General features: G+C 69.0%; 18 protein-coding genes. 15 read left to right on the top strand and 3 right to left on the bottom strand.

Annotated elements, in window-relative coordinates; all coding sequences use genetic code 11:
* Positions 1 to 32 precede the first annotated feature (32 nt).
* Both CRP56_RS14685 and clpX read left to right on the top strand, forming a co-directional pair.
* Positions 33 to 713, top strand: coding sequence for an ATP-dependent Clp protease proteolytic subunit (locus tag CRP56_RS14685; protein WP_097264084.1), 681 nt, complete (start codon positions 33 to 35; stop codon positions 711 to 713).
* 189 nt (positions 714 to 902) lie between these two features.
* The gene (gene clpX, locus CRP56_RS14680; RefSeq protein WP_097264082.1) at positions 903 to 2192 is read left to right on the top strand and encodes an ATP-dependent Clp protease ATP-binding subunit ClpX; all 1290 of its coding nucleotides are present in this window, start codon (positions 903 to 905) and stop codon (positions 2190 to 2192) included.
* 757 nt (positions 2193 to 2949) lie between these two features.
* Here the strand turns inward: clpX and CRP56_RS14675 are convergent.
* Positions 2950 to 3897: a hypothetical protein gene (locus tag CRP56_RS14675; RefSeq protein ID WP_097264079.1), complete on the bottom strand. Its 948-nt coding sequence runs from the start codon at positions 3895 to 3897 to the stop codon at positions 2950 to 2952.
* A 136-nt stretch (positions 3898 to 4033) separates the two neighbouring features.
* Between CRP56_RS14675 and CRP56_RS14670 the strand changes: the two genes are divergently transcribed.
* The 12 genes from CRP56_RS14670 (at position 4034) to CRP56_RS14615 (ending at position 20141) form a co-directional block, all read left to right on the top strand.
* On the top strand, positions 4034 to 6658 hold the full coding sequence (locus CRP56_RS14670) for a valine--tRNA ligase (RefSeq protein WP_097264077.1): 2625 nt from the start codon (positions 4034 to 4036) through the stop codon (positions 6656 to 6658).
* Between the two features lie 171 nt (positions 6659 to 6829).
* A complete protein-coding gene (folC, locus tag CRP56_RS14665; RefSeq protein ID WP_097264074.1) occupies positions 6830 to 8317 on the top strand; it encodes a bifunctional tetrahydrofolate synthase/dihydrofolate synthase in 1488 nt (495 codons plus the stop codon).
* A gap of 6 nt (positions 8318 to 8323) precedes the next feature.
* Entirely contained in the window at positions 8324 to 8698 is a 375-nt protein-coding gene (locus CRP56_RS14660; protein ID WP_097264072.1) for a DUF4233 domain-containing protein, read from the top strand.
* Positions 8699 to 8772: 74 nt separating this feature from the next.
* Positions 8773 to 9186 carry a nucleoside-diphosphate kinase gene (gene ndk / locus CRP56_RS14655; RefSeq protein WP_079311146.1) on the top strand — a complete coding sequence of 138 codons (414 nt, stop codon included), beginning with the start codon at positions 8773 to 8775 and terminating at the stop codon, positions 9184 to 9186.
* A gap of 264 nt (positions 9187 to 9450) precedes the next feature.
* The gene (locus CRP56_RS14650) at positions 9451 to 10470 is read left to right on the top strand and encodes a rod shape-determining protein (RefSeq protein ID WP_004931372.1); all 1020 of its coding nucleotides are present in this window, start codon (positions 9451 to 9453) and stop codon (positions 10468 to 10470) included.
* 154 nt (positions 10471 to 10624) lie between these two features.
* Positions 10625 to 11572: a rod shape-determining protein MreC gene (gene mreC, locus CRP56_RS14645; RefSeq protein WP_097264070.1), complete on the top strand. Its 948-nt coding sequence runs from the start codon at positions 10625 to 10627 to the stop codon at positions 11570 to 11572.
* 13 nt (positions 11573 to 11585) lie between these two features.
* Positions 11586 to 12263, top strand: coding sequence for a rod shape-determining protein MreD (gene mreD, locus CRP56_RS14640; protein ID WP_097264068.1), 678 nt, complete (start codon positions 11586 to 11588; stop codon positions 12261 to 12263).
* Between the two features lie 181 nt (positions 12264 to 12444).
* Complete coding sequence (gene mrdA, locus CRP56_RS14635; protein WP_097264066.1) at positions 12445 to 14694, top strand: penicillin-binding protein 2; 2250 nt, start codon at positions 12445 to 12447, stop codon at positions 14692 to 14694.
* Positions 14691 to 15887, top strand: a complete 1197-nt coding sequence (gene rodA, locus CRP56_RS14630) for a rod shape-determining protein RodA (protein ID WP_097264064.1) — start codon at positions 14691 to 14693, stop codon at positions 15885 to 15887. Before mrdA ends, rodA begins: the two co-directional genes overlap by 4 nt.
* A gap of 22 nt (positions 15888 to 15909) precedes the next feature.
* Entirely contained in the window at positions 15910 to 16518 is a 609-nt protein-coding gene (locus CRP56_RS14625; protein WP_097264062.1) for a hypothetical protein, read from the top strand.
* Positions 16519 to 16591: 73 nt separating this feature from the next.
* Positions 16592 to 18094, top strand: coding sequence for a CYTH and CHAD domain-containing protein (locus CRP56_RS14620; protein ID WP_097264060.1), 1503 nt, complete (start codon positions 16592 to 16594; stop codon positions 18092 to 18094).
* 76 nt (positions 18095 to 18170) lie between these two features.
* Positions 18171 to 20141 (top strand): TIGR03960 family B12-binding radical SAM protein, encoded by a 1971-nt coding sequence (locus CRP56_RS14615; protein ID WP_097264059.1) that lies wholly within the window; start codon positions 18171 to 18173, stop codon positions 20139 to 20141.
* Between the two features lie 4 nt (positions 20142 to 20145).
* Here the strand turns inward: CRP56_RS14615 and CRP56_RS14610 are convergent, their stop codons facing one another.
* The gene (locus CRP56_RS14610) at positions 20146 to 21234 is read right to left on the bottom strand and encodes a tetratricopeptide repeat-containing glycosyltransferase (RefSeq protein ID WP_179851021.1); all 1089 of its coding nucleotides are present in this window, start codon (positions 21232 to 21234) and stop codon (positions 20146 to 20148) included.
* A 214-nt stretch (positions 21235 to 21448) separates the two neighbouring features.
* Here CRP56_RS14610 and CRP56_RS14605 point away from each other — a divergent pair, with 214 nt between their 5' ends.
* Positions 21449 to 22897 carry a glycosyltransferase family 39 protein gene (locus CRP56_RS14605; protein WP_179851020.1) on the top strand — a complete coding sequence of 483 codons (1449 nt, stop codon included), beginning with the start codon at positions 21449 to 21451 and terminating at the stop codon, positions 22895 to 22897.
* 30 nt (positions 22898 to 22927) lie between these two features.
* On the opposite strand, the gene CRP56_RS14600 is transcribed toward CRP56_RS14605, so the two are convergent.
* Positions 22928 to 23749 carry a hypothetical protein gene (locus CRP56_RS14600; protein WP_097264055.1) on the bottom strand — a complete coding sequence of 274 codons (822 nt, stop codon included), beginning with the start codon at positions 23747 to 23749 and terminating at the stop codon, positions 22928 to 22930.
* Positions 23750 to 23756: the final 7 nt, after the last annotated feature.

Genomic DNA, 23756 nt, shown 5'->3' with positions numbered 1-23756 from the left:
AGCCGACCGCCTCAGCTCCTAGGAGACAGACAGTGAACGACTACCCCGGCAGCGGCCTGTACGACCGCACGCGCGCCGAGTACACGGGCCCCTCGGCGGAGTCCCGGTACGTCATCCCGCGCTTCGTCGAGCGCACCTCGCAGGGCATTCGTGAGTACGACCCGTACGCGAAGCTCTTCGAGGAGCGCGTGATCTTCCTCGGCGTCCAGATCGACGACGCCTCCGCCAACGACGTCATGGCGCAGCTGCTGTGCCTGGAGTCGATGGACCCCGACCGGGACATCTCGGTCTACATCAACAGCCCGGGCGGCTCCTTCACCGCCCTCACGGCGATCTACGACACGATGCAGTTCGTGAAGCCCGACATCCAGACGGTCTGCATGGGCCAGGCGGCCTCCGCCGCCGCGATCCTGCTGGCCGCCGGTACGCCGGGCAAGCGCATGGCGCTCCCGAACGCCCGCGTCCTGATCCACCAGCCGTACAGCGAGACCGGCCGCGGTCAGGTCTCCGACCTGGAGATCGCCGCCAACGAGATCCTGCGGATGCGCTCGCAGCTGGAGGAGATGCTGGCCAAGCACTCCACCACGCCGATCGAGAAGATCCGCGAGGACATCGAGCGCGACAAGATCCTCACGGCCGAGGAGGCGCTCTCGTACGGCCTGATCGACCAGATCATCTCCACCCGGAAGATGAACAACGCCGCAGTCCGCTGACGCGGCTGCTGTATCGTCTGCCGCCCCTTGGCATGGTTCGTGTGCTTTGACACGCTGCACGTCAAAGTGAACCCGGCCAAGGGGGGCCCGAACGGGGGGCCAGGCAAGGTACCGTCGGATTAAGGCAGCACCAGGAGCCGCTGGACTCGAAAGTGTCCAGTCGTCTCCCAGGCGAAGGGGAAGCACACCGTGGCACGCATCGGTGACGGCGGCGATCTGCTCAAGTGCTCGTTCTGCGGCAAGAGCCAGAAGCAGGTCAAGAAGCTCATCGCAGGGCCCGGTGTCTACATCTGCGACGAGTGCATCGATCTCTGCAACGAGATCATCGAGGAAGAGCTGGCGGAGACCAGCGAGGTCCGCTGGGAGGAACTCCCCAAGCCCCGCGAGATCTACGAGTTCCTCGAGGGCTACGTGGTGGGCCAGGAGGCGGCCAAGAAGGCCCTCTCCGTGGCGGTCTACAACCACTACAAGCGCGTCCAGGCCGGCGAGAACGGCGGCGGCAACGGCCGTGACGACGCGATCGAGTTGGCGAAGTCCAACATCCTGCTGCTCGGGCCCACGGGCTCCGGCAAGACCCTCCTCGCCCAGACCCTGGCGCGCATGCTGAACGTCCCGTTCGCGATCGCGGACGCGACGGCGCTGACGGAGGCGGGTTACGTAGGCGAGGACGTAGAGAACATCCTGCTGAAGCTCATCCAGGCGGCGGACTACGACGTCAAGAAGGCCGAGACGGGCATCATCTACATCGATGAGATCGACAAGGTCGCGAGGAAGAGTGAAAACCCCTCCATCACGCGCGACGTGAGCGGCGAGGGCGTCCAGCAGGCCCTCCTCAAGATCCTCGAAGGCACCACGGCCTCGGTCCCGCCCCAGGGCGGCCGCAAGCACCCCCACCAGGAGTTCATCCAGATCGACACGACGAACGTCCTGTTCATCGTGGGCGGTGCCTTCGCGGGCCTGGAGAAACTCATCGAATCGCGGGCCGGCGCCAAGGGCATCGGCTTCGGCGCGACGATCCGCTCGAAGCGTGAGCTGGAGGCCAAGGACCAGTTCGAGGACGTCATGCCGGAGGACCTGGTGAAGTTCGGGATGATCCCCGAGTTCATCGGCCGCCTCCCGGTCATCACGTCGGTCCACAACCTGGACCGCGAGGCCCTCCTCCAGATCCTGGTCGAGCCCCGCAACGCCCTGGTGAAGCAGTACCAGCGCCTCTTCGAACTCGACGGCGTGGAGCTGGACTTCGAGCGCGAGGCCCTGGAAGCCATCGCCGACCAGGCCATCCTCCGCCAGACCGGCGCGCGTGGCCTGCGCGCCATCATGGAGGAAGTCCTCCAGGGCGTGATGTACGAAATCCCGTCCCGCAAGGACGTGGCGCGGGTCGTCATCACGGCGGACGTGGTCCACTCCAACGTCAACCCGACCCTGATCCCGCGGGATGCGCGGGGCGGACGGGGGTCTGGGGAGGCGAAGACGGCGTAGCCGTCAGCAGTGAGCTCTGCAGGGGCGCTTGGCGGATTTACCGCTGGGCGCCCCTTTCATTGGCTGAACAGGGCTCGCCGCGATAGCGGTTGAAGCGCTTGCTTCTGTGCCTATCTGCCCCGTCGAACTGGCATCCTGCTGACCGCCTGCGTGCCCTGGCACGGCAGAGCCAACCCGCGACGTACGGAACGAGCCTCTTGGCCAATCGGATTGCCGGGGAAGCGGGGTTCACCAGGACGGTGAAACGGTTCTTTTGCGTCTGCCGACGAAATGATCAAGTCAGCTTTATGCGGCGACGCCTCACTTGTCCGCCTCCGTGATCTCAGGAACCCGACCAACGAATGACTGTTCGACTTGAAGGTCGGGGAAACGGGAGGAACCAGGATGAAGTTTGGCGGCGCAAAGCGGGTGTTGTCGGTAGTGGGGGTGCTGGCAGCTGCAGGAGCCATGCCGCTGGTTACCGCAACAACTGCGAGTGCAGACCAGATTGCCTGTGTGGACTATGTGGGCAGCCACGGCTACATGGTTGGTCCCAAGGTGAGGGCGGCGTGCAGTCACGAGGCAATTTTCTCGGGGGTCTCCAAGTCGCCCAATCCGAAGTGTCTGGTCGGGCTTGCAGATATTCACGTGAGTGCCAGCGTCTCGGGGCCGGCTTGTCGTCGTGCCTGATGGCAGGCGATCGGTCACAGCGTCGATATGAACGGCGGTGACTGAGGGAGGCGGCTCGATGCTTCCGAGCCGCCTCCTACGGTGAGGCTCAAGCCTTGACGCGGACTTCCTTGCGAATCTTGGCGGTCAGTTCGGCCGCGCTCTCCAGGTCGGCGCCCTTGCCGGCCATGGCGCTCGCCATGTCGACATGGATGATCACACCCAGAGTGCTGTGGTCACCCCAGATGCAGACAGGCATGCTGATCTCGCTCGGGCCGGTCGAGGTGGACGACTTGCCCTCGCTGTACTTCGTCTCCTGGCACTTGAGGACCGCGCCGTCGAGGCCGCTCGGCGAGTACGCCTTCGGGCTGCCGACGACCTCACCTCCGTCCTCGTCCTTCGCGTTCTTCTTCATGTCGGCGAACATCGCGTCGACGACCGCTTCCGGGTCCTCGATCTCTCCGTACACGCCCATGTAGTTGATCATCTGCATGGCGAGCGGGTTGTCCTGGTTCCCCGCCTGGTATCCGGCGTGCACGTCCTTGGCGTTCTTCACGCCGTGCTTCTCGGCTTCCTTGACGTCGCTCTCGTCGAAGCCGCCGCTGTCGGCGTCGTCCGCCTTCTTGTACTCGCCGTTGAGCAGCGACCCCGGCGTCGTCAGCTTGTGCGGACCGTCGTCGGCGACGTCCGAGCTGCCTCCGCCCTTGCCGAGCAGCAGCGTCGCCACCACCGCGATAGCCGCCACCACAGCCACCGCGCCGATGATGATGCCCAGCTTCTTCTTGCCGCCGCCCGGGGCCGGGGGCTGCGGGACGCCGTACGGGGGCTGGCCGTAGGGGGGCTGCTGGCCGTAGGGGGGCTGGCCCTGGGGCGGGACGCCCTGCGGGGGCTGCTGCGGGTAGCCGTAGCCCGGCTGCGGCGCGGTCGGCTGCTGAGGGTAGCCATAGCCGGGCTGGGGGGCCTGCGGCGGCTGCTGGCCGTAGGGGCCCGGCTGGCCGTACGGACCGGGCTGCTGAGGCTGCTGCCCGCCGTACGGGCCCGGCTGGTTGTAGCTCATTACTGGGTTCCCCTCCAGATACTTATGTGTTCCAGACATCCTGGCGCAGGCCCGGCGTGCGCAACGCATCGGGGGGCGCACCGTTACAGAACAAACGCGTTTCGGGACACGCCCGGGACACCCCTAAACTGACCCCGTGACCGAGAACGCTCAGCAGCAGCCACCAGCGCCCGACACCGAACTGCCGACCCAGTACGCGCCGGCCGATGTAGAGGGGCCGCTGTACGAGCGCTGGGTAGAGCGTGGTTACTTCGAGGCCGATGAGAAGAGCGACAAGCCGCCCTACACCATCGTCATTCCGCCTCCCAACGTCACCGGCTCGCTCCACCTCGGGCACGCCTTCGAGCACACCCTCATCGACGCCCTGACCCGTCGTAAGCGCATGCAGGGCTTCGAGACGCTGTGGCAGCCCGGCATGGACCACGCCGGCATCGCCACCCAGAACGTCGTCGAGAGGGAGCTCGGGAAGGAAGGCAAGTCCCGCCACGACCTCGGGCGCGAGGCCTTCGTCGAGCGCGTCTGGCAGTGGAAGGGCGAGTCCGGCGGGCAGATCTCCGGGCAGATGCGGCGCCTCGGTGACGGTGTTGCGTGGTCGCGTGAGCGGTTCACCATGGACGAGGGGCTGTCCCAGGCCGTCCAGACCATCTTCAAGCGGCTCTACGACGACGAGCTGATCTACCGCGCCGAGCGCATCATCAACTGGTGCCCGCGGTGCCTCACGGCCATCTCGGACATCGAGGTCGAGTACCAGGACGACGACGGCGAGCTGGTCAGCATGAAGTACGGGGAGGGGGACGACACCATCGTCGTCGCCACGACCCGTGCCGAGACGATGCTCGGTGACACCGCCGTCGCCGTTCACCCCGACGACGAGCGCTACAAGCACCTGGTCGGCAAGCAGATCAAGCTGCCGCTGACCGACCGCTCCATCCCGGTCGTCGCCGACACCCACGTCGACCCGGAGTTCGGCACGGGCGCCGTCAAGGTCACCCCGGCCCACGACCCGAACGACTTCGAGATCGGCCAGCGGCACGACCTGCCGGCCATCACGATCATGGACGAGCACGCCGTCATCACGGCCCACGGTCCCTTCCAGGGCCTGGACCGCCTGGAGGCCCGCTCGGCCATCGTCGCCGCGCTGCGCGCCGAGGGCCGGATCGTCGCCGAGAAGCGGCCGTACGTCCACTCCGTGGGCCACTGCTCGCGCTGCAAGACCACCATCGAGCCGCGCCTGTCCATGCAGTGGTGGGTCAAGGTCGGTCCGCTCGCGAAGGCCGCCGGTGACGCGGTCCGCGACGGCCGCGTCAAGATCCATCCGCAGGAGATGGAGAAGCGCTACTTCGACTGGGTCGACAACCTCCACGACTGGTGCATCTCACGGCAGTTGTGGTGGGGACACCGGATTCCCGTCTGGTACGGCCCGGAAGGTGAAGTCGTCTGCGTCGGTCCCGACGAGGAGCCGCCCACCGGTGAGGGCTGGCGTCAGGACACCGACGTCCTCGACACCTGGTTCTCCTCCGGCCTGTGGCCGTTCTCCACCCTCGGCTGGCCCGAACAGACCGAGTCGCTCGCGAAGTTCTACCCGAACTCCGTCCTGGTCACCGGCTACGACATCCTCTTCTTCTGGGTCGCCCGGATGATGATGTTCGGCCTGTACGCGATGGACGGCACCCCGCCGTTCCACACCATCGCCCTGCACGGCATGGTCCGCGACCAGTTCGGCAAGAAGATGTCGAAGTCCTTCGGCAACGCGGTCAACCCGCTGGACTGGATGGACAAGTACGGCTCCGACGCGCTCCGCTTCACCCTCGCGCGCGGTGCCAACCCCGGCGTCGACGTCCCGATCGGCGAGGACTGGGTCCAGGGTTCCCGCAACTTCGCCAACAAGATCTGGAACGCCACCCGCTTCGCGCTGATGAACGGCGCGACGGTGGACGGCCCGCTGCCCTCTCAGGAGCAGATGTCGGCCACGGACCGCTGGATCCTCTCCCGCCTCAACTCGGTCGTCGCCGAAGTCGACGCCCTCTACGAGGACTTCCAGTTCGCGAAGCTCTCCGACGCCCTCTTCCACTTCGCGTGGGACGAGGTCTTCGACTGGTACGTCGAGCTGTCCAAGACCACGTTCCAGGCGGGCGGCGAGCCGGCCGAGGTCAGCAAGCGCGTCCTGGGCGAGGTCCTCGACGTGACGCTGAAGCTGCTGCACCCGGTGGTCCCGTTCGTCACGGAGACGCTGTGGACCACCCTCACCGGTGGCGAGTCCGTCGTCATCGCCGAGTGGCCCACGGACAGCGGCTTCCGCGACAAGGCGGCCGAGCGCGAGATCGAGAGTCTCCAGTCCGTCATCACCGAGGTCCGCCGCTTCCGCGCCGACCAGGGCCTCCAGCCCGGCCAGCGCGTCCCGGCCCGCCTCACCCTCGACGGCACGGCGCTGGCGCCCCACGAGGCCGCCATCCGCCAGCTCCTGCGCCTCCAGCCGGAGGGCGAGAGCTTCTCCGCGACGGCGACCCTCCCGGTCGCGGGCGCCACGGTCGCCCTCGACCTCTCCGGCACGATCGACGTCGCGGCGGAGCGCAAGCGCCTCGCCAAGGACCTCGCCGCGGCGGAGAAGGAGAAGGCCCAGGCCACGGCCAAGCTCGGCAACGAGGCGTTCCTGGCCAAGGCCCCGGACAACGTGGTGGACAAGATCCGCGGCCGCCTGGCGAAGGCGGACGAGGACATCGCAAGGATCCAGTCCCAGCTGGACAAGCTGCCGCCCGCGTAAGGGTTTCTACGACGCCGAAGGCTCCCGGAACCATTTGGTTCCGGGAGCCTTCGCGTACCCAAGGGGCGCGGGGAACTGCGCGACCGGCCACGAACCACCCGCACCCGCCGAACAAGACAAGCCACCCCACTCCATAGGCGAGCTGTCACCCCCCGTCCGTAGACTGACCCCGTGAGCGACACCGACGACCCCTTCGACGAGATCATCTCGGCAGAGACCGACCGCGACCCCGACCTCGCGGTCATCGAGGCCGGCAGCCGCACCCTGCGCACCCAGGGCACCCCGCCCGAGGCCCAGGTACCGACCCGCCCCGAGGACCCCGAGCTCGACAAGGCCCTCAGGGACGTCGAGGCGGAGCTCGCCACGCGCTGGGGCGAGACCAAGCTGGAGCCCTCCGTCAGCCGCATCGCCGCGCTGATGGACGTCCTGGGCGAGCCGCAGCGGTCGTACCCCTCGATCCACATCACGGGGACGAACGGCAAGACCTCCACGGCCCGCATGATCGAGGCCCTGCTCGGCGCCTTCGAGCTGCGTACGGGGCGGTACACCAGCCCTCACGTGCAGTCCGTCACCGAGCGCATCAGCCTCGACGGGGCGCCCATCTCCGCCGAGCGCTTCATCGAGACGTACGAGGACGTCAAGCCGTACGTCGAGATGGTGGACGCGCAGCAGGAGTACCGGCTGTCGTTCTTCGAGGTGCTGACCGGCATGGCGTACGCCGCCTTCGCGGACGCGCCCGTGGACGTGGCCGTCGTCGAGGTCGGCATGGGCGGCACCTGGGACGCCACCAATGTCATCGACGGTGACGTCGCCGTCGTCACGCCCATCGATCTCGACCACACCGACCGGCTCGGCGAGACGCCCGGCGAGATCGCCAAGGAGAAGGCCGGCATCGTCAAGCAGGACGCGACGGTCATCCTGGCCCAGCAGCCGGTCGACGCCGCTCAGGTGCTGCTCAAGAAGGCGGTCGAGGTCGACGCCACGGTCGCTCGGGAGGGGCTCGAGTTCGGGGTCGTCTCGCGGCAGGTCGCCGTCGGCGGGCAGCTGCTGACGCTGCGCGGGCTCGGCGGGGAGTACGAGGAGGTCTACCTCCCGCTGCACGGCCCCTACCAGGCACACAACGCCGCCGTCGCGCTCGCCGCCGTCGAGGCGTTCTTCGGCGTCGGCTCGCAGCGGCCCGAGCCGCTCGACATCGACACCGTCCGCAAGGCTTTCGCGGCCGTGTCCTCGCCGGGCAGGCTGGAGGTCGTACGGCGGTCTCCGACCGTCGTGCTGGACGCCGCCCACAACCCGGCGGGCGCCCGTGCCACCGCCGAGGCGGTCGGTGAGGCCTTCGACTTCAGCCGGCTGATCGGCGTGGTCGGGGCGAGCGGCGACAAGAACGTACGAGGGCTGCTCGAGGCCTTCGAGCCGATCTTCGCGGAGGTGGTGGTCACGCAGAACTCCAGCCACCGCGCCATGGACGCGGACGAGCTGGCCGCGATCGCCGTCGAGGTGTTCGGCGACGAGCGCGTCCAGGTCGAGCCGCGGCTGCCCGACGCCCTGGAGGCCGCGATCACGCTGGCCGAGGAGGAGGGCGAGTTCGCGGGCGGCGGTGTGCTCGTCACCGGTTCCGTCATCACTGTCGGCGAGGCCCGACTGCTTCTGGGGAGGGGCTGACCACCCGTGCGTACGCTCTGTTCTTCGACCCTGATCGGCGAGTTCTTCGTCATCGGCTTCGCCGCCCTGGTCGCGATGAAGGACGACGACCTGTCCATGTCCACGGTGTGGACGGTCAGCGGGATCGCCATGTTCCTGTGTCTGGCGCTGTGCGGCGTGGTGACCCGGCCGGGCGGCATCGCGCTGGGCTGGGCGCTGCAGGTCGCCCTCATCGCCTCCGGGTTCGTGGTGCCGACGATGTTCTTCCTGGGCGCGGTCTTCGCCGCCCTGTGGTGGGCCTCGGTGCACTACGGCCGGAAGATCGACGAGGCCAAGGCCAGATTCGCGGAGCAGGAGCAGGCGCAGACGCAGGCCGAGACTCCCGCACCTGACGCTGCGTGACAGACGGCCGGACACGCCCTGTAACCTCGGTCTTCCCGCACCACGCTTGACACGCTCGACTAAGGAGCCCCCTCGTGACGCAGCGCACCCTCGTCCTCCTCAAGCCCGACGCCGTCCGTCGTGGCCTGACCGGCGAGATCATCAGCCGTATCGAGCGCAAGGCCGGCTGGCAGATCACGGCGCTGGAGCTGCGCACGCTGGACCAGGAGACGCTGGAGCAGCACTACGGCGAGCACAAGGGCAAGCCCTTCTACGAGCCGCTGGTGGAGTTCATGGCCTCCGGCCCGGTCGTGGCGCTGATCGTCGAGGGTGAGCGGGTCATCGAGGGCGTGCGCGCGCTGGCCGGTCCGACCGACCCGATCGCCGCCGCGCCCGGTTCGATCCGCGGCGACTTCGGTGTGATCGTCCGTGAGAACCTCATCCACGCCTCCGACTCCGAGGAGTCCGCCGAGCGCGAGGTGAAGATCTTCTTCCCGGGTCGCGCCTGACGCGTGTGCCGTTGGTGAAAGTCCGGGGGACCGCCTCCGGACTTTCTTGGCATATGCGTGCCGATCGAGGGAACGAGCACCCCCGAACGCCCCTCTCCAGAAGCGAACACCGTCGGCATCTGCTGACAATGGCGGAGACCCTTACGCAGTGTTCGTGCGGGCGCCACTACGATGGAAGCCTTCACGTCACAGCACCCACTTCGCCGACCTGAAAAGCCCTCAAAAGCTCCCAGGAAGGCCAGACGAATCCTGATGGGGAACTCAATGTCGTTCATCGGCCGTGACATGGCTGTCGACCTCGGGACCGCCAACACGCTGGTGTACGTCAGGGGTCGCGGGATCGTACTCAACGAGCCGTCCGTCGTCGCGATCAACACCAACACCGGTGGCATCCTGGCGGTCGGCGCCGAAGCGAAGAAGATGATCGGGCGCACGCCCGGCAACATCGTTGCCGTCCGTCCGCTGAAGGACGGCGTGATCGCCGACTTCGAGATCACCGAGCGGATGCTCCGCTACTTCATCCTGAAGATCCACAAGCGGCGGTATCTGGCTCGTCCGCGGGTCGTCGTCTGTGTGCCCTCGGGCATCACCGGCGTCGAGCGCCGTGCCGTCATCGAGGCGTCGTCCCAGGCCGGCGCCCGCCAGGTGCACATCATCGAGGAGCCCATGGCCGCGGCCATCGGCTCCGGCCTGCCGGTCCACGAGGCCACGGGCAACATGGTGGTCGACATCGGCGGCGGCACGACGGAGGTCGCGGTCATCTCGCTCGGCGGGATCGTCACCGCCCAGTCGATCCGCGTCGCGGGTGACGAACTGGACAACGCGATCATCCAGCACATCAAGAAGGAGTACTCCCTCCTCCTCGGTGAGCGGACGGCCGAGCAGATCAAGATCACGATCGGTTCGGCGTACGACCTCGACGCTGACGAGCACACCGAAATCCGCGGCCGGGACCTCGTCTCCGGGCTGCCCAAGACCGTCGTCATCTCGGCCGCCGAAGTCCGCAAGGCGATCGAGGAACCCGTCAACGCGATCGTGGACGCGGTGAAGACGACCCTCGACAAGTGCCCGCCCGAGCTGTCCGGCGACATCATGGACCGCGGAATCGTTCTGACCGGCGGCGGCGCCCTGCTGCGCGGCCTCGACGAGCGGCTGCGCCGGGAGACCGGCATGCCGATCCACATCGCCGAGGACCCCCTCGACAGCGTGGCGCTCGGCTCCGGCAAGTGCGTGGAGGAGTTCGAGGCGCTCCAGCAGGTGCTGGACGCCCAGCCGCGCAGATGACGTAACTCTTCGATTCCGCCGTACGAGATGATCTCCTCTCGTACGGCGGATCGTTGATATAGAGGCATAAGCTCGCGCATACACATCCGCGCATACACACCCGCACATTCCTGAACACTGCACATTCCTATTGAGGAAGGCACGGCCGCCGCACGTGAGGGACACACGAGAGAGCCGGCTGCTCCTGGTGCTGCTGATCGCCATCGCGTTCGCACTGATCACGGTGGACATCCGCGGCGGAGAGGACTCACCGGTCGACGGTGCCCGCCAGGCCGCGGCCACGGTCTTCGGCCCGATCGAGGACGGCGTCTCCGCCGCGGTGAACCCGGTCGGCAACGCGATCTCCTCGATCCGCGACTCCGGTGAGCGCCACGACCGGCTCGCCGCGCTGGAGAAGGAGAACGCGGCCCTCAAGGCGAAGCTCGGCAGCGACGACCGCAACGCCAGCCGCCTCAAGCAGCTCAACAAGATGATGGGCATCGCGGCCGAGGGCCAGTACGGCATCAAGGGCGCCGAGGTCATCGCCATAGGAGCGGCCCAGGGCTTCTCCTGGACCATCACCATCGACGTCGGCTCCAACGACGGCATCAAGCGCGACATGACGGTCCTCAACGGCGACGGACTGGTGGGCCGCGTGACGACGGTCGGCCCGAACACCGCCACCGTGCTCCTCGCCAACGACCCCGACTTCACCGTCGGCACCCGCATGGAGGCCGGCGACGAGCTCGGCTTCGCCTCCGGGCAGGGCGACCGCCCGCTGCGCGTCGAACTCCTCAACGGCAAGGCCGAGGTGAAGAAGGGCGACCGCCTGGTCACCTTCGGTTCGCAGGCCGACAAGCCCTTCGTGCCCGGCGTCCCGGTCGGTGTCGTCTCCCGCGTCGATCCCTCCGGCGGCGGCCTGACCCGCACGCTGTACGTGACGCCGTACGTCAGCTTCACCAAGCTCGACGTCGTCGGGGTCGTCGTCGAGGCCCCGAAGAAGGACCCGCGGGACACGGTGCTGCCGAAGAAGCCGAAGCCGACCCCCACCCCGACCGTCACCGTCACGGTCACCCCCTCGGCGAACGCCAATGCCGACGGCCAGTTCGAGCAAGAGCAGTAGGAGCTGATTCCCCGTGCGTGTCAACCGGATCCTGCTCTCCACCTCCCTCGTCGTCGTCGCCCTGGTCCTCCAGGTCAGCGTCCTGTCCAGACTCCATCTGCCGGGCGCCGTCCCCGACGTGCTCCTGCTGACCGTCCTGGGCCTCGCCATGGTCTACGGCCATGTCGGCGGCGCCCTCGTCGGGTTCGGCGCGGGACTCCTCGCCGACCTCGCGCCGCCCGCGGACCACGCCGCCGGCCGCTACGCGCTGGTGCTGTGCGTCATCGGCTACCTCGCCGGCCTCGCCAAGCCGGAGAACGGCCGTCTGAAGTCGGCCACGGGCCCGATGGTCGTCGTGGTCGTCGCCGCCCTCGGCACGACCTTGCTGTACGCCGGTGTCGGCGCCCTCGTCGGCGACACCGCCGCCCGTCATGTCGGCCTCGGCAGCCTGCTGTTCACGGCCGCGCTCTACGACCTGCTGCTCGCGCCCTTCGTCGTCCCCGGCATCATGGCGCTCGCCCGCCGCGCCGAGAACGACCCGCTCGCGGAGACCAACTCCGCCGCGAAGGCCACCGACATCTCGTCGGGGTGGCTGTCGTCCGGGACGGGGCTGAAGATCGGCGGTCAGCGGGGCGGGCTCGGCTCGCTGAAGACCAAGGCGCGGACGCGCACCGCGCGGGTCGGCCGCATCAAGGGGGTCAAGCGGCTGTGAGGGCGGGTGTGTTGAGGGCCCATCAGGTGTCTGTGGCCGTCTCGGGCGCCCGCGCGCGGAGCGCGCTAGTGGATGGATCACTCGAACGGGTTTGCCAGGGCGGAACGCCGTCTCACAGGTCAGCCGTTCATCATTCGTACGCGCACACAACCCCGCGCACTGAGAGGGGGCGGCAGCCGCAGTGACCAACATCCCCGAGACCGGTCGGACCCCACGGGTCCAGATCAGGCTCATCGTGATCCAGATCCTCGTCCTGTCCCTCCTCGGCACCCTCGGCGGGCGCCTGTGGTACCTCCAGATCCGCGAGGGCGACGAGTACGCGAAGGAGGCGTCCGGCAACCACGTCCAGCAGGTCGTCGAGCCCGCCGTCCGCGGCTCGATCCTGGACGCGCGCGGCGTGCCGATCGCGGACAACGAGACCCGGCTGGTGGTCTCCGCCTCCCGCACGGACCTGCTGAAGATGAGGGACGACGGCAAGGCCGTCCTCACCAAGCTGGCCAAGGTCCTCGGCATGAAGCCCGAGGAGGTCATGCTGAAGGTCCGCCTGTGCGACGCCGAGACCCCGCAACCCTGCTGGAACGGCTCGCCGTACCAGCCGATCCCCATCACCGACGAGGCCACCGCCAAGCAGGCCCTGCAGATCCGCGAGCGCGCCGAGGACTTCCCCGGCATCACCGCCGAGCCGCAGGCCGTGCGCCGCTACGCCGCCCCCGGCAAGGCCAACACGGCCCAGGTCCTCGGCTACCTCTCCCCGGTCACCGACGAGGAGATCACCAAGGCCCAGGACACCGACTCGCCCTACCTGCGCTCCGACCAGGTCGGCCGCTCGGGCCTCGAGCGCCAGTACGACAAGGAACTGCGCGGCAAGGCCGGCGTCACCCGCTACGAGGTGGACAACCTCGGCCGCGTCATCGGCCAGGCCGAGGCCGACGAGGCCCAGCCCGGCGCCAATCTCGTCACCAGCATCGACTCCCGGGTCCAGCGGGTCGCCGAGTACGAGCTGAACCAGGCGATGAAGATCGCCCGCCAGCAGTTCGACAAGATCACCGGCGAGAACTACAAGGCCGACTCGGGCGCCGTCGTCGTGATGGAGGCCAAGACCGGCCGGATCGTCGCGATGGCGTCCGCCCCGACCTACGACCCGAACGTCTGGGTCGGCGGGATCTCCGCCAAGGACTACAAGAACCTCACCAGCAAGAACTCCGACTACCCGCTGCTCAACAGGGCCATACAGGGTCAGTCCGCGCCCGGTTCGACGTTCAAGGTGGTCTCCACGGCCGCCGCGGTCGAGGCCGGCTACGAGTGGGACGGCGGCTACCCCTGCACCAGCTCGTACTCGGTGGGCGGCCAGGTCTTCAAGAACTTCGAGGGCGAGAGCTTCGGCCCCATCTCCCTCGGCCGCGCCCTGGAGGTCTCCTGCGACACCGTCTTCTACGGTCTCGCCGACCGGGAGTGGAAGAAGGACGGCGGCATCAACCCCAAGAAGGGCGAGCCGAAGGACTACTTCTACAAGGCCGCCCACCAGTTCGGCCTCGGCAAGGAGACCGGCATCGACCTCCCCAATGAGGTCACCGGCCGCGTCCCCGACCGCCAGTGGAAGGAGTCGTACTGGAAGGCCAACAAGGACGCGTGGTGCAAGACCGGCAAGAAGGACGGCAGCTACGTCGAGAAGATCGCGTACGAGAACTGCCTCGAAGGCAACAAGATGCGCGAGGGTGACTCCATCAACTACTCCATCGGTCAGGGCGACACCCTCGTCACCCCGATCCAGGAGGCCAGGATCTACGGAGCGCTCGCCAACGGCGGCACCATGTACCAGCCGAGCATCGGCAAGGCGATCATCAGCGCCGACGGCAAGACCGTGCAGGAGATCAAGCCCAAGGCGACCGGCCGGCTTCCGGTCAGCAAGGCCACCCTCAGGGGCATGGACGCCGCCCTGGAAGGCGTCGTCACCCGCGGTACGGCCGCCTGGAAGTTCGGCGGCTGGCCGCAGGACAAGATCCCGCTGCACGCCAAGACCGGCACCGCCGAGGTCTACGGCAAGCAGACCACGTCCTGGCTGGCCACGTACTCCAAGGACTACACGGTCGTCATGACGATCGCCCAGGCCGGTACCGGCTCCGGCGCCTCGGGTGAGGCCGTGCGCCACATCTACAACGCCCTGTACGGCGTCGCGGCCGACGGCACCATCAACAAGAAGAACGCGCTGCTGCCGACCCCGCAGAAGGGTCTGCCGAAGGTCCGCACGGACGGCACGATCAAGTCCCCGAAGGTCGCCAAGGACCCGGCCAAGGAGCAGCGGGTGAGCCAGGAGGGCGCCCCCAAGCCGGAGGAGACCACGCTGGCGGCGACCGTGGAGCAACCGACCAGCGGCAACCGCAATACCCGCAGGCGGCGGCGCCGCAGGGGAAGCCGGAGGATGTGCGCATGACCGGCAACAGCTTCTCCGTCTCCGGGTACGGACCCGAGCGCGCGGGCTGGACGCGGCTGTTCGCCCGTGACTCGCTCGCCCGTCGGCTGGACTGGCCGATACTGTTCGCGGCGCTCGCGCTGTCGGGCATCGGCTCGCTGCTGGTCTTCTCGGCGACCCGCAACCGCACCGAGATCAACCAGGGCGACCAGTACTACTTCCTGATCCGGCACCTCATGAACACCGGCATCGGGTTCGCCCTGATGATCGGCACGGTGTGGCTCGGTCACCAGGCGTTGCGGACGGCCGTGCCGATCCTCTACGGCGCCTCGGTGTTCATGATCCTCCTGGTGCTCACGCCGCTGGGTTCCACGGTCAACGGTGCCCACTCCTGGATCGTGCTCGGCGGCGGCTTCTCCCTCCAGCCCTCGGAGTTCGTGAAGATCACGATCATCCTGGGCATGGCGATGCTGCTGGCGGCGCGGGTCGACGCGGGCGACAAGCCCCACCCGGACCACCGGACCGTGCTCCAGGCCCTGGGCCTGGCCGCCGTGCCGATGCTGGTCGTGATGCTGATGCCCGACCTCGGGTCGGTCATGGTCATGGTCATCATCGTGCTGGGCGTGCTGCTGGCCTCCGGCGCCTCCAACCGCTGGGTGTTCGGGCTCCTCGGCGCGGGTACGCTCGGCGCGGTCGCGGTGTGGCAGCTGCACATCCTGGACGACTACCAGATCGCCCGCTTCGCCGCCTTCGCCAACCCCAGCCTCGACCCGGCCGGTGTCGGCTACAACACCAACCAGGCGCGGATCGCGATCGGTTCGGGCGGTCTGACCGGGGCGGGGCTGTTCCACGGCTCGCAGACCACCGGCCAGTTCGTGCCCGAGCAGCAGACGGACTTCGTCTTCACGGTCGCGGGCGAGGAGCTGGGCTTCGTCGGCGCGGGCCTGATCATCGTGCTGCTCGGCGTGGTGCTGTGGCGGGCCTGCCGGATCGCCCGGGAGACGACGGAGCTGTACGGCACGATCGTCGCGGCGGGGATCGTGGCCTGGTTCGCCTTCCAGTCCTTCGAGAACATCGGGATGACGCTGGGCATCATGCCGGTCACCGGTCTGCCGCTGCCGTTCGTGTCCTACGGCGGAACCTCCATGTTCGCGGTGTGGGTCGCCGTGGGACTGTTGCAGTCGATCAAGGTGCAGCGGCCGATGTCGGCCTAGCGGTGTCACAGGGGGGAGCGGGGTGTCCGAGGAGTATGTGTCCGTGTGCCCGGTCGGCGAGGAGCTGGTCGACCGGCTGCTGGCGCTGGCGGAGCTGGACCTGACCGACGGCGAGAGCGTGGCGGCCCGGCTGCGTGCGGCCGGCTGGCCGGACTGGTCGGAGGCGGTCGGCGGGCCGGCGTACGAGGAGACGCCCGACGTCCCCGAGGCCACCCATGTCACCCCGCACGGCCACTTCGTCACCGCCGACGGCGACGGGACGCTCCACCTGCCCTTCGCCTACCTCTACACGGTCGACGGCGGCCTGCTCGACGAGGACATCTGGGCGTCCGTCCCCGGCTGGACGAGTCAGGAGGGCGCCTGGCGGCCGGAGTTCGACGCCCACCACGCCACCGTCGTCCAGCGCTTCACCGACCGCCTCGGCCTCCCGCACCACGACATACGCCAGCCCCGCTTCCACACGCGGTACGTCAGCTGGCGCCTGGAGCACAACGTCGTGATCGTCGGGCAGGGCCCCGAACCGATGTCGTACGACCAGTTCGAGGACGCCCACGTCCTCCTGCTGTCCCGTACGGCGCAGGACGCGCCGTTCTCGGACAGCGAGGCGATGAGGGCGCTGCTCACCTCCTGATTCCCGGCTTTTCCTCGGCATTCGGGCCTGGCGCCCTCTGCCCTCCCGCCCCGACTCGGTCTAGATTCGGTTCATGGCGGACACAAAGCGCGAGATCGAGCGAAAGTACGAGTCCGACGACAGTGGGCTGCCCGACCTGACCGGTGTCGCCGGGGTCGCGGCCGTCATCGACAAAGGTGTGGCCCACCTCGATGCCACCTACTACGACACCTATGACGAACGCCTCGCAGCGTCCTCGATCACGTTGCGCCGCCGCACGGGAGGCCACGACGCCGGCTGGCACCTGAAGTTCCCCGTCGCGCCCGGCGTACGGGACGAGATCCAGGCGCCCCTGTCCGACACCCTGCCCGACACCCTCGCCGGGCTGGTCCGCTCCCGGGTGCGCGAGAGCGAGCTGGTCCCCGTGGTCCGGTTGCGCTCCGACCGTGATGTACGCGACCTCATGGACGCCGACGGGCAGCTGCTCGCCGAGGTCAGCGTGGACGCCGTGCACGCCCAGCGGCTCGCCGGGGGCGACGGCAGCGCCCAGTGGACCGAGCTTGAGGTGGAGCTGGCGGACGGCGGCGACCCGGTCTTCCTCGACGAGGTGGAGAAGCGGTTGCGCAAGGCGGGGGTGCGGCCCTCGAAGTCGGCGTCGAAGCTCGCGCGTGCCCTGGCGGAGACCGCCCCGAAAAAGCGTCCGCCGGCGCCCGTGGAGAACCCGGTGACCGCCGGCGAGCATGTGCTCGCCTACGTCCGTGGCCAGCGGGACGCGATCGTCGAGCTCGATCCCGCCGTACGCCAGGACGTCGAGGACTCCGTCCACAGCATGCGCGTCGCCACGCGCAGGCTGCGCAGCACGTTCAAGTCCTTCGGCAAGGTGCTGGACCGGGAGGTCACCGATCCGATCGGCGAGGACCTGAAGTGGCTGGCCGGCGAGCTGGGGGAGGACCGGGACCGGGAGGTGCTGAGCGCACGTCTGTCGGCGGCTCTCGACGAGGTGCCCGCCACGCTGATCCACGGACCGGTCGCGCGGAGACTGAGCCACTGGGCGGGCGACCGGCCCGGCGGGGCGAGCGCGCGCCTGATCGGCGTCCTCGACTCCCGCCGCTACCTGGCCCTGCTCGACGCGCTGGACGGGGTGCTCACCGAACCGCCACTGCTGAAGGCGGCCGGGAAGCAGCCCGAGAAAGTGCTGTCCAAGGCCGTACGGAAGTCTTTCGGCAAGGTGTCCGCACTCGTCGAGGAGGCGCTGGAGCTGGAGCCCGGCTCCGATCGGGACGTCGCCATCCACGAGGCCCGCAAGAAGACCAAGCGCACCCGGTACGCGGCGGAGGCGGCCACTCCGGCACTCGGCAGGTCCGCCAAGTCACTGGCCAAGGCCATGAAGGGGCTTCAGAACCTGCTCGGGGAGCACCAGGACAGCGTCATGGCCCGCGGGACCCTGAGCGAGCTGTCCGCGCTGGCGCACGCGGCGGGGGAGAGCGCCTTCACGTACGGGCTGCTGTACGGGCGTGAGGAACAGCGGGCGGCTGCCGTGGAGGCGGAGCTGCCCGGCCTCTGGGACGGGATCAAGGGCGGTGCGGACGCCCTCTGAGCCATGGGGCGTCCGTGGGGTGGCCGCGCTCGCGTTACGCTAGATGGTCACCCCTGTCAGTCCACGGAAGTGCGAGATGTCAGCCGAAACCGCCGAGTCGGTGTTCCCGCAGCTCGAAGCTCTGCTCCCGCATGTGCAGAAGCCGATCCAGTACGTCGGCGGCGAGCTCAACTCCACGGTCAAGCCCTGGGAGTCCTGTGACGTCCGCTGGGCGCTCATGTACCCGGACGCCTATGAGGTCGGGCTGCCCAACCAGGGCGTCATGATCCTCTACGAGGTGCTGAACGAACAGGAGGGCGTCCTCGCCGAGCGCACGTACAGCGTGTGGCCGGACCTGGAGGCGCTGATGCGGGAGCACGGCGTCCCGCAGTTCACGGTGGACAGCCACCGCCCGGTGAAGGCCTTCGACGTGTTCGGCCTGTCCTTCTCCACCGAGCTGGGCTACACGAACATGCTGACGGCGCTGGACCTGGCGGGCATCCCGCTGGAGTCGAAGGACCGCGGCCTGGACGATCCGATCGTGCTCGCCGGCGGCCATGCGGCCTTCAACCCGGAGCCGATCGCGGACTTCATCGACGCGGCGATCATCGGCGACGGCGAGCAGGCCGTCCTCGACATGACGCGGATCATCCGCGAGTGGAAGGCGGAGGGACAGCCCGGCGGCCGCGAGGAGGTCCTGTTCCGCCTGGCGAAGACGGGTTCCGTCTACATCCCGGCGTTCTACGACGTCGAGTACCTCCCCGACGGCCGGATCGCCCGCGTGGTCCCCAACAAGTCGGGCGTGCCGTGGCGCGTGTCGAAGCACACGGTCATGGACCTCGACGAGTGGCCCTACCCCAAGCAGCCTCTCGTGCCCCTGGCCGAGACGGTCCACGAGCGCATGTCGGTCGAGATCTTCCGCGGCTGCACCCGCGGCTGCCGCTTCTGCCAGGCGGGCATGATCACCCGCCCGGTGCGCGAGCGCTCGATCACGGGCATCGGCGAGATGGTCGAGAAGGGCCTGAAGGCGACGGGCTTCGAGGAGGTCGGCCTGCTCTCCCTGTCGTCCGCGGACCACTCGGAGATCGGCGACATCGCCAAGGGCCTGGCGGACCGCTACGAGGAAGACAAGATCGGCCTCTCGCTGCCCTCCACCCGCGTCGACGCCTTCAACGTGGACCTGGCGAACGAGCTGACGAGAAACGGCCGCCGTTCGGGCCTGACCTTCGCCCCCGAGGGCGGCAGCGAGCGCATGCGCAAGGTCATCAACAAGATGGTGTCGGAGGAGGACCTGATCCGCACCGTCTCGACCGCGTACGGCAACGGCTGGCGCCAGGTGAAGCTGTACTTCATGTGCGGCCTGCCCACGGAGACCGACGAGGACGTCCTCCAGATCGCCGACATGGCCGCGAACGTCATCGCCAAGGGCCGTGAGGTGTCCCGCTCCAACGACATCCGCTGCACGGTCTCGATCGGCGGTTTCGTCCCCAAGCCGCACACCCCCTTCCAGTGGGCCCCGCAGCTCTCGGCGGAGGAGACGGACGCCCGCCTGGAGAAGCTCCGCGACAAGATCCGCGGCGACAAGAAGTACGGCCGCTCGATCGGCTTCCGCTACCACGACGGCAAGCCCGGCATCGTCGAGGGCCTGCTGTCCCGCGGCGACCGCCGCATCGGCGCGGTCATCCGCGCGGTCTACGAGGACGGCGGCCGCTTCGACGGCTGGCGCGAGCACTTCTCCTACGACCGCTGGATGGCGTGCGCCGACAAGGCCCTCGCCCCCTTCGGCGTGGACGTCGACTGGTACACCACCCGCGAGCGCACCTACGAGGAGGTCCTGCCCTGGGACCACCTCGACTCCGGCCTGGACAAGGACTGGCTCTGGGAGGACTGGCAGGACGCCCTCGACGAGACCGAGGTCGACGACTGCCGCTGGACGCCCTGCTTCGACTGCGGCGTCTGCCCGCAGATGGACACCCACATCCAGATCGGCCCGACCGGCAAGAAGCTGTTGCCGCTGACGGTCAAGAACGCGGCGCCGGCGCCGGCTGGGAGCGGGCACTCGCACTGAGAGGTCACCTTCCAGGGGCCGCTCCCACCGCCAGTTTGGTGCGGGCGAAGTCGTGGTTGGCGGTGACCCGTTCGCGGTGTTGTGCCGGTAGCTTTCCGCCGTCCAGGAGTTGCTCACAGGCCTCCAGGGACTCGCGGTAGGCGCCCATCCAGTACGCCGCCACCGCCAGCTCGTCCAGGGCCCGCCAGTCGTACCAGGCGTGCTCGACGAAGAGGATGTCGTCGGGCGGGGGGAGCTCCGCCGCGCGTCGTGCGAACAGGTAGGCGAGCGGCCAGCGTTCGCCGCGGGTCCGGCACAGGTGGGCGAGTTCGCCGAGGGGTTCGGCTCGGGTGGGCCGGTGTTCGTGGGCGTCCAGGAAGCGGGACATGACCTCGGGCATACGGCGCTTCAGCTCCAGGGCGAGGCGGGCCGCGTAGAGCCGGGAGCAGAACGCCTCCTCGGCGAAGCCGTCCATGGCCGCGCGGCGGTCGTAGGCGGCCAGCGCCTTCGCCGGTTCGTCGGCGTCCCGCCAGCTCTGGGCGAGATAGAAGGCGTACCGGGTGTTGCCGGGTTCCTTGGCGAGGCCGTCCTTCAGGAGCGCCGCGTCCCGCAGGTACTTCGTGCGCTGGCTGCCCTGGGACCGGCCTCCGCCGCCCATGATGACCATGCGCACGCCGTCGAGGGTGGCCCGGCTGAACTCCGTGTCGCACTCCAGGTATTCGTGCAGCACACCGACGTACCGCCAGGGGAGGCGGGTCGACACCAGCGTCGGGCGCCAGTGGACGACCGGGCCGTGGCGCACCTGCAGGTCGTAGCAGTCGTGGGTGAGCGCCGGCAGGGTGAAGCCGGGGTCGGTCTCCAGGACGTCGTCGGCGTCGATGAACAGCAGATGGCCCGCCCGCTCCCGGGCCCGCTCGATCGCCTCGGTGCGGCTCGCGCCGAAGCCGCGGAAGGGGCTCTCGTACAGCGCCCCGGGCAGGTCGGCGAGGGTCTCGCGGACGATGTCCTGGGTGCCGTCGGTCGAGCCGGTGTCCAGGATCACCCAGCTGTCGACGAGGGGCCGTACGGACTCGAGGCAGCGTCGGATCACATGCGCCTCGTCCTTGACGATCATATTGAGGCAGACCGCGTTTGTGTTATTCGATTTTGTGTTATTCATGGCATTTTCTTTTCTCTGCAGAAAAGGACCGCCCGGTGAAATTATCCAGTGCAGGGGGTGCGTGCAAGCAGACACCGGTGAAATGACAGGTATAGGTATTCCTATGGCTATCGCCGCGCAGCTTCCCCCGCCTCGCGAAGAATTCCGTCCCGCTGCCGCGGACGCGCCCGTGCGCGGTCGCGTGCTGCTCTGGGCGGCGCCGTTCGCCCTCGCTCTGGGCCTGGGCGGCTTCGGGCTGACCGGTCCGCTGCTCAGCCGCGACGAGCTGGTCACCTGGGACATGACCGGCCGGGACACCGGCCGGATCCTCGCCACGCTGCGCAACGTCGACGCCGTACACGGCACCTATTACCTGCTGATGCACGGATGGGTGAAGCTCTTCGGCGATTCCGTCCTTTCCCTGCGATTGCCCTCCCTGCTCGCGGTGGCCGGGGCGGCGGCCGTAGTGGCGCTCCTCGGGAACCGGCTCTTCGGATATCGGGCCGGAATTCTGGCCGGGTTCCTCTTCGCGCTCGTCCCGGCCGTGAGCCGCTACGGCCAGGAAGCCCGCTCCTACGCCCTGGTGATGCTCGCCGTCGCCGTCGCCACGCTCCTGCTGCTCCGCGCCCTGGACCGGCCGCGCGGCCTTTGGCGCTGGGCCGCCTACGCGCTCGCGCTGGCCCTCACCGGGCTCCTGCACCTGATCGCCCTCTCCGTCGTGATCGCCCACCTCTGTCCGCTCGCCGCCCACGCCCGCCGCGACCGCTCCCTGTGGTGGCGGGCCGGCCTCGCCCTGACGGCGGTCGCCGCGACGGTCGCCCCGCTCGCCCTGCTCGGCCGCTCCCAGGCCGGACGGCAGCTGTACTGGGTCCCGGCGCCCGACGGCTGGGCCTTGCTCTCCCTCCCCGGCGAGGTCTTCGCCTCCGCGCTGTGCGCTGGAGCCCTGATCGCCCTCGCCCTGGTCGCCCGCTCGCAGCGCAGGGCGCCGCTGCTGCTGTGCGGCACCTGGGCGCTGCTGCCCCCGGCCCTGGTCTGGGCCGCCTCGCACGGCGAGGTCTCCTACTTCCGCGGCGTCTACGTCCTGTTCACCCTCCCGGCCTGGGCGCTGCTGGCCGGCTCGGGACTGGCCGCGGCCCGGCGGTCCCGGAAGGCGGCAGCCGTGGTGGTCGTGGCGCTGGCCCTGGTCACCCTCCCGGACCAGCGGCACATGCGGCAGCCCTTCGAGCACAACGCCCCGGTGCCCCTCGACTACGCGGCGGCCGCCGAGGTGATCGAACGGCTCCATCAGCCCGGCGACGCGGTCGTCTACGACCGGTACGACAGCTGGCAGCTCGACGGTGGTGTGCGCTACTACCTGCCGCGGGACCTGAAGCTGCGGGATGTCTTCCTGGTGCGGACCCCGGCCGAGATCGACGACCTCTACGCGGTCCAGTGCTCCGTACCGGAGCTGTGCCTCGGGGGCGAGCGTCGCATCTGGCTGGTGACGCAGGGCGCCGAATTCCCCTTCAACGCGATCGACCCGGCGCAGGCGGGGGCCTTGCAGACGCGGTACCGGGTGTCGACGAGCACGCCGGTGACGGGGATGACGGTGAGTCTGCTGGAGCGCGTCGGCGCGGCAGGGGGCGCCCGGCAGTCCTGACATGCTGCCGGAGGCCCCCTTGCCGTGCTGCTACGGGACGATCGTGCCGCTGTTCACAGCGCCGGGCGCCGGCTGCCTGTTCACCAGCGTCCACGGGTTGCTCGCACAGTTCAGCGTGCGGTCACTGGTGACCACCGCGCAGGTGGTCTCGTAGATGGCTCCTGTCGTGGTGATGACGTCGATCCTCAGGTCTCCCTCGGTCTGATTGCCTTGGGCGTGCTGGGCGATGGAGATCCCGCAGGCGTTCTGCGGGTACCCCTCGTGACCGGTGAGGTCGGTCCACAGGAAGGGACCGGGTGTCGCGGTCGTGAGGTCCCGGATGCCCGCGTAGGTCCTGGCCGGGCCGCCCATGACCGGCGGGGTGAGCGCGGCCCGGAGCTCGAAGTTGTTGCTGTCCTGGCTGGCGTCGATCTCGACGCACGGGCCGACGGGACCGGTCGCACCCGTGGCCCCGGTTGCACCCGTTGCTCCGGTGGCACCCGGGGTGCCGTTGTCGCCCGTCGCCCCGGTGGCGCCCGTCGCACCCGTGGGCCCGGTCGCCCCGGTGGCGCCCGTCGCGCCCTTCGGGCCCGTGGCGCCCTTCGGGCCCGTCGCCCCGGTGGCGCCCTTGCACTTGTCCTTGCCGGTGTACGCCTCCGCGCCCGCCCTCGACTGATGGGGCTTGTGCGGCTTGCACTTGTCGCCCGTCCGCGGCGTCGCCGCCGGCCGCTCGGACACCGCCTGCGCGGCCGCCGCGGCCGGGGCGACCAGTCCGCCGGAGACGACCAGGGCGAGGGAGGTCAGCACCCCGGCTTTCTGGAATCTCGCCCGGGCCAACGGCCCCAGCAGTGAGGGAGTGTGTCGAGGACTCATAGGAATG

It is taken from the genome of Streptomyces sp. TLI_55 (genome assembly GCF_900206255.1).
Taxonomy (GTDB): Bacteria; Actinomycetota; Actinomycetes; order Streptomycetales; family Streptomycetaceae; genus Streptomyces; species Streptomyces aquilus.
The sequence above is the reverse complement of the archived record's forward strand: the minus strand, read 5'-3'. Positions and strand labels throughout refer to the sequence as shown.

What these genes read in the sequence shown, in the direction of transcription:
- CRP56_RS14675 (WP_097264079.1), bottom strand. Translation starts at nt 3,897, where the DNA reads ATGAGCTACAACCAGCCGGGCCCGTACGGCGGGCAGCAGCCTCAGCAG.
- CRP56_RS14650 (WP_004931372.1), top strand. Translation starts at nt 9,451, where the DNA reads ATGTCGTTCATCGGCCGTGACATGGCTGTCGACCTCGGGACCGCCAAC.
- rodA (WP_097264064.1), top strand. Translation starts at nt 14,691, where the DNA reads ATGACCGGCAACAGCTTCTCCGTCTCCGGGTACGGACCCGAGCGCGCG.
- CRP56_RS14620 (WP_097264060.1), top strand. Translation starts at nt 16,592, where the DNA reads ATGGCGGACACAAAGCGCGAGATCGAGCGAAAGTACGAGTCCGACGAC.
- CRP56_RS14615 (WP_097264059.1), top strand. Translation starts at nt 18,171, where the DNA reads ATGTCAGCCGAAACCGCCGAGTCGGTGTTCCCGCAGCTCGAAGCTCTG.
- CRP56_RS14610 (WP_179851021.1), bottom strand. Translation starts at nt 21,234, where the DNA reads ATGATCGTCAAGGACGAGGCGCATGTGATCCGACGCTGCCTCGAGTCC.
- CRP56_RS14600 (WP_097264055.1), bottom strand. Translation starts at nt 23,749, where the DNA reads ATGAGTCCTCGACACACTCCCTCACTGCTGGGGCCGTTGGCCCGGGCG.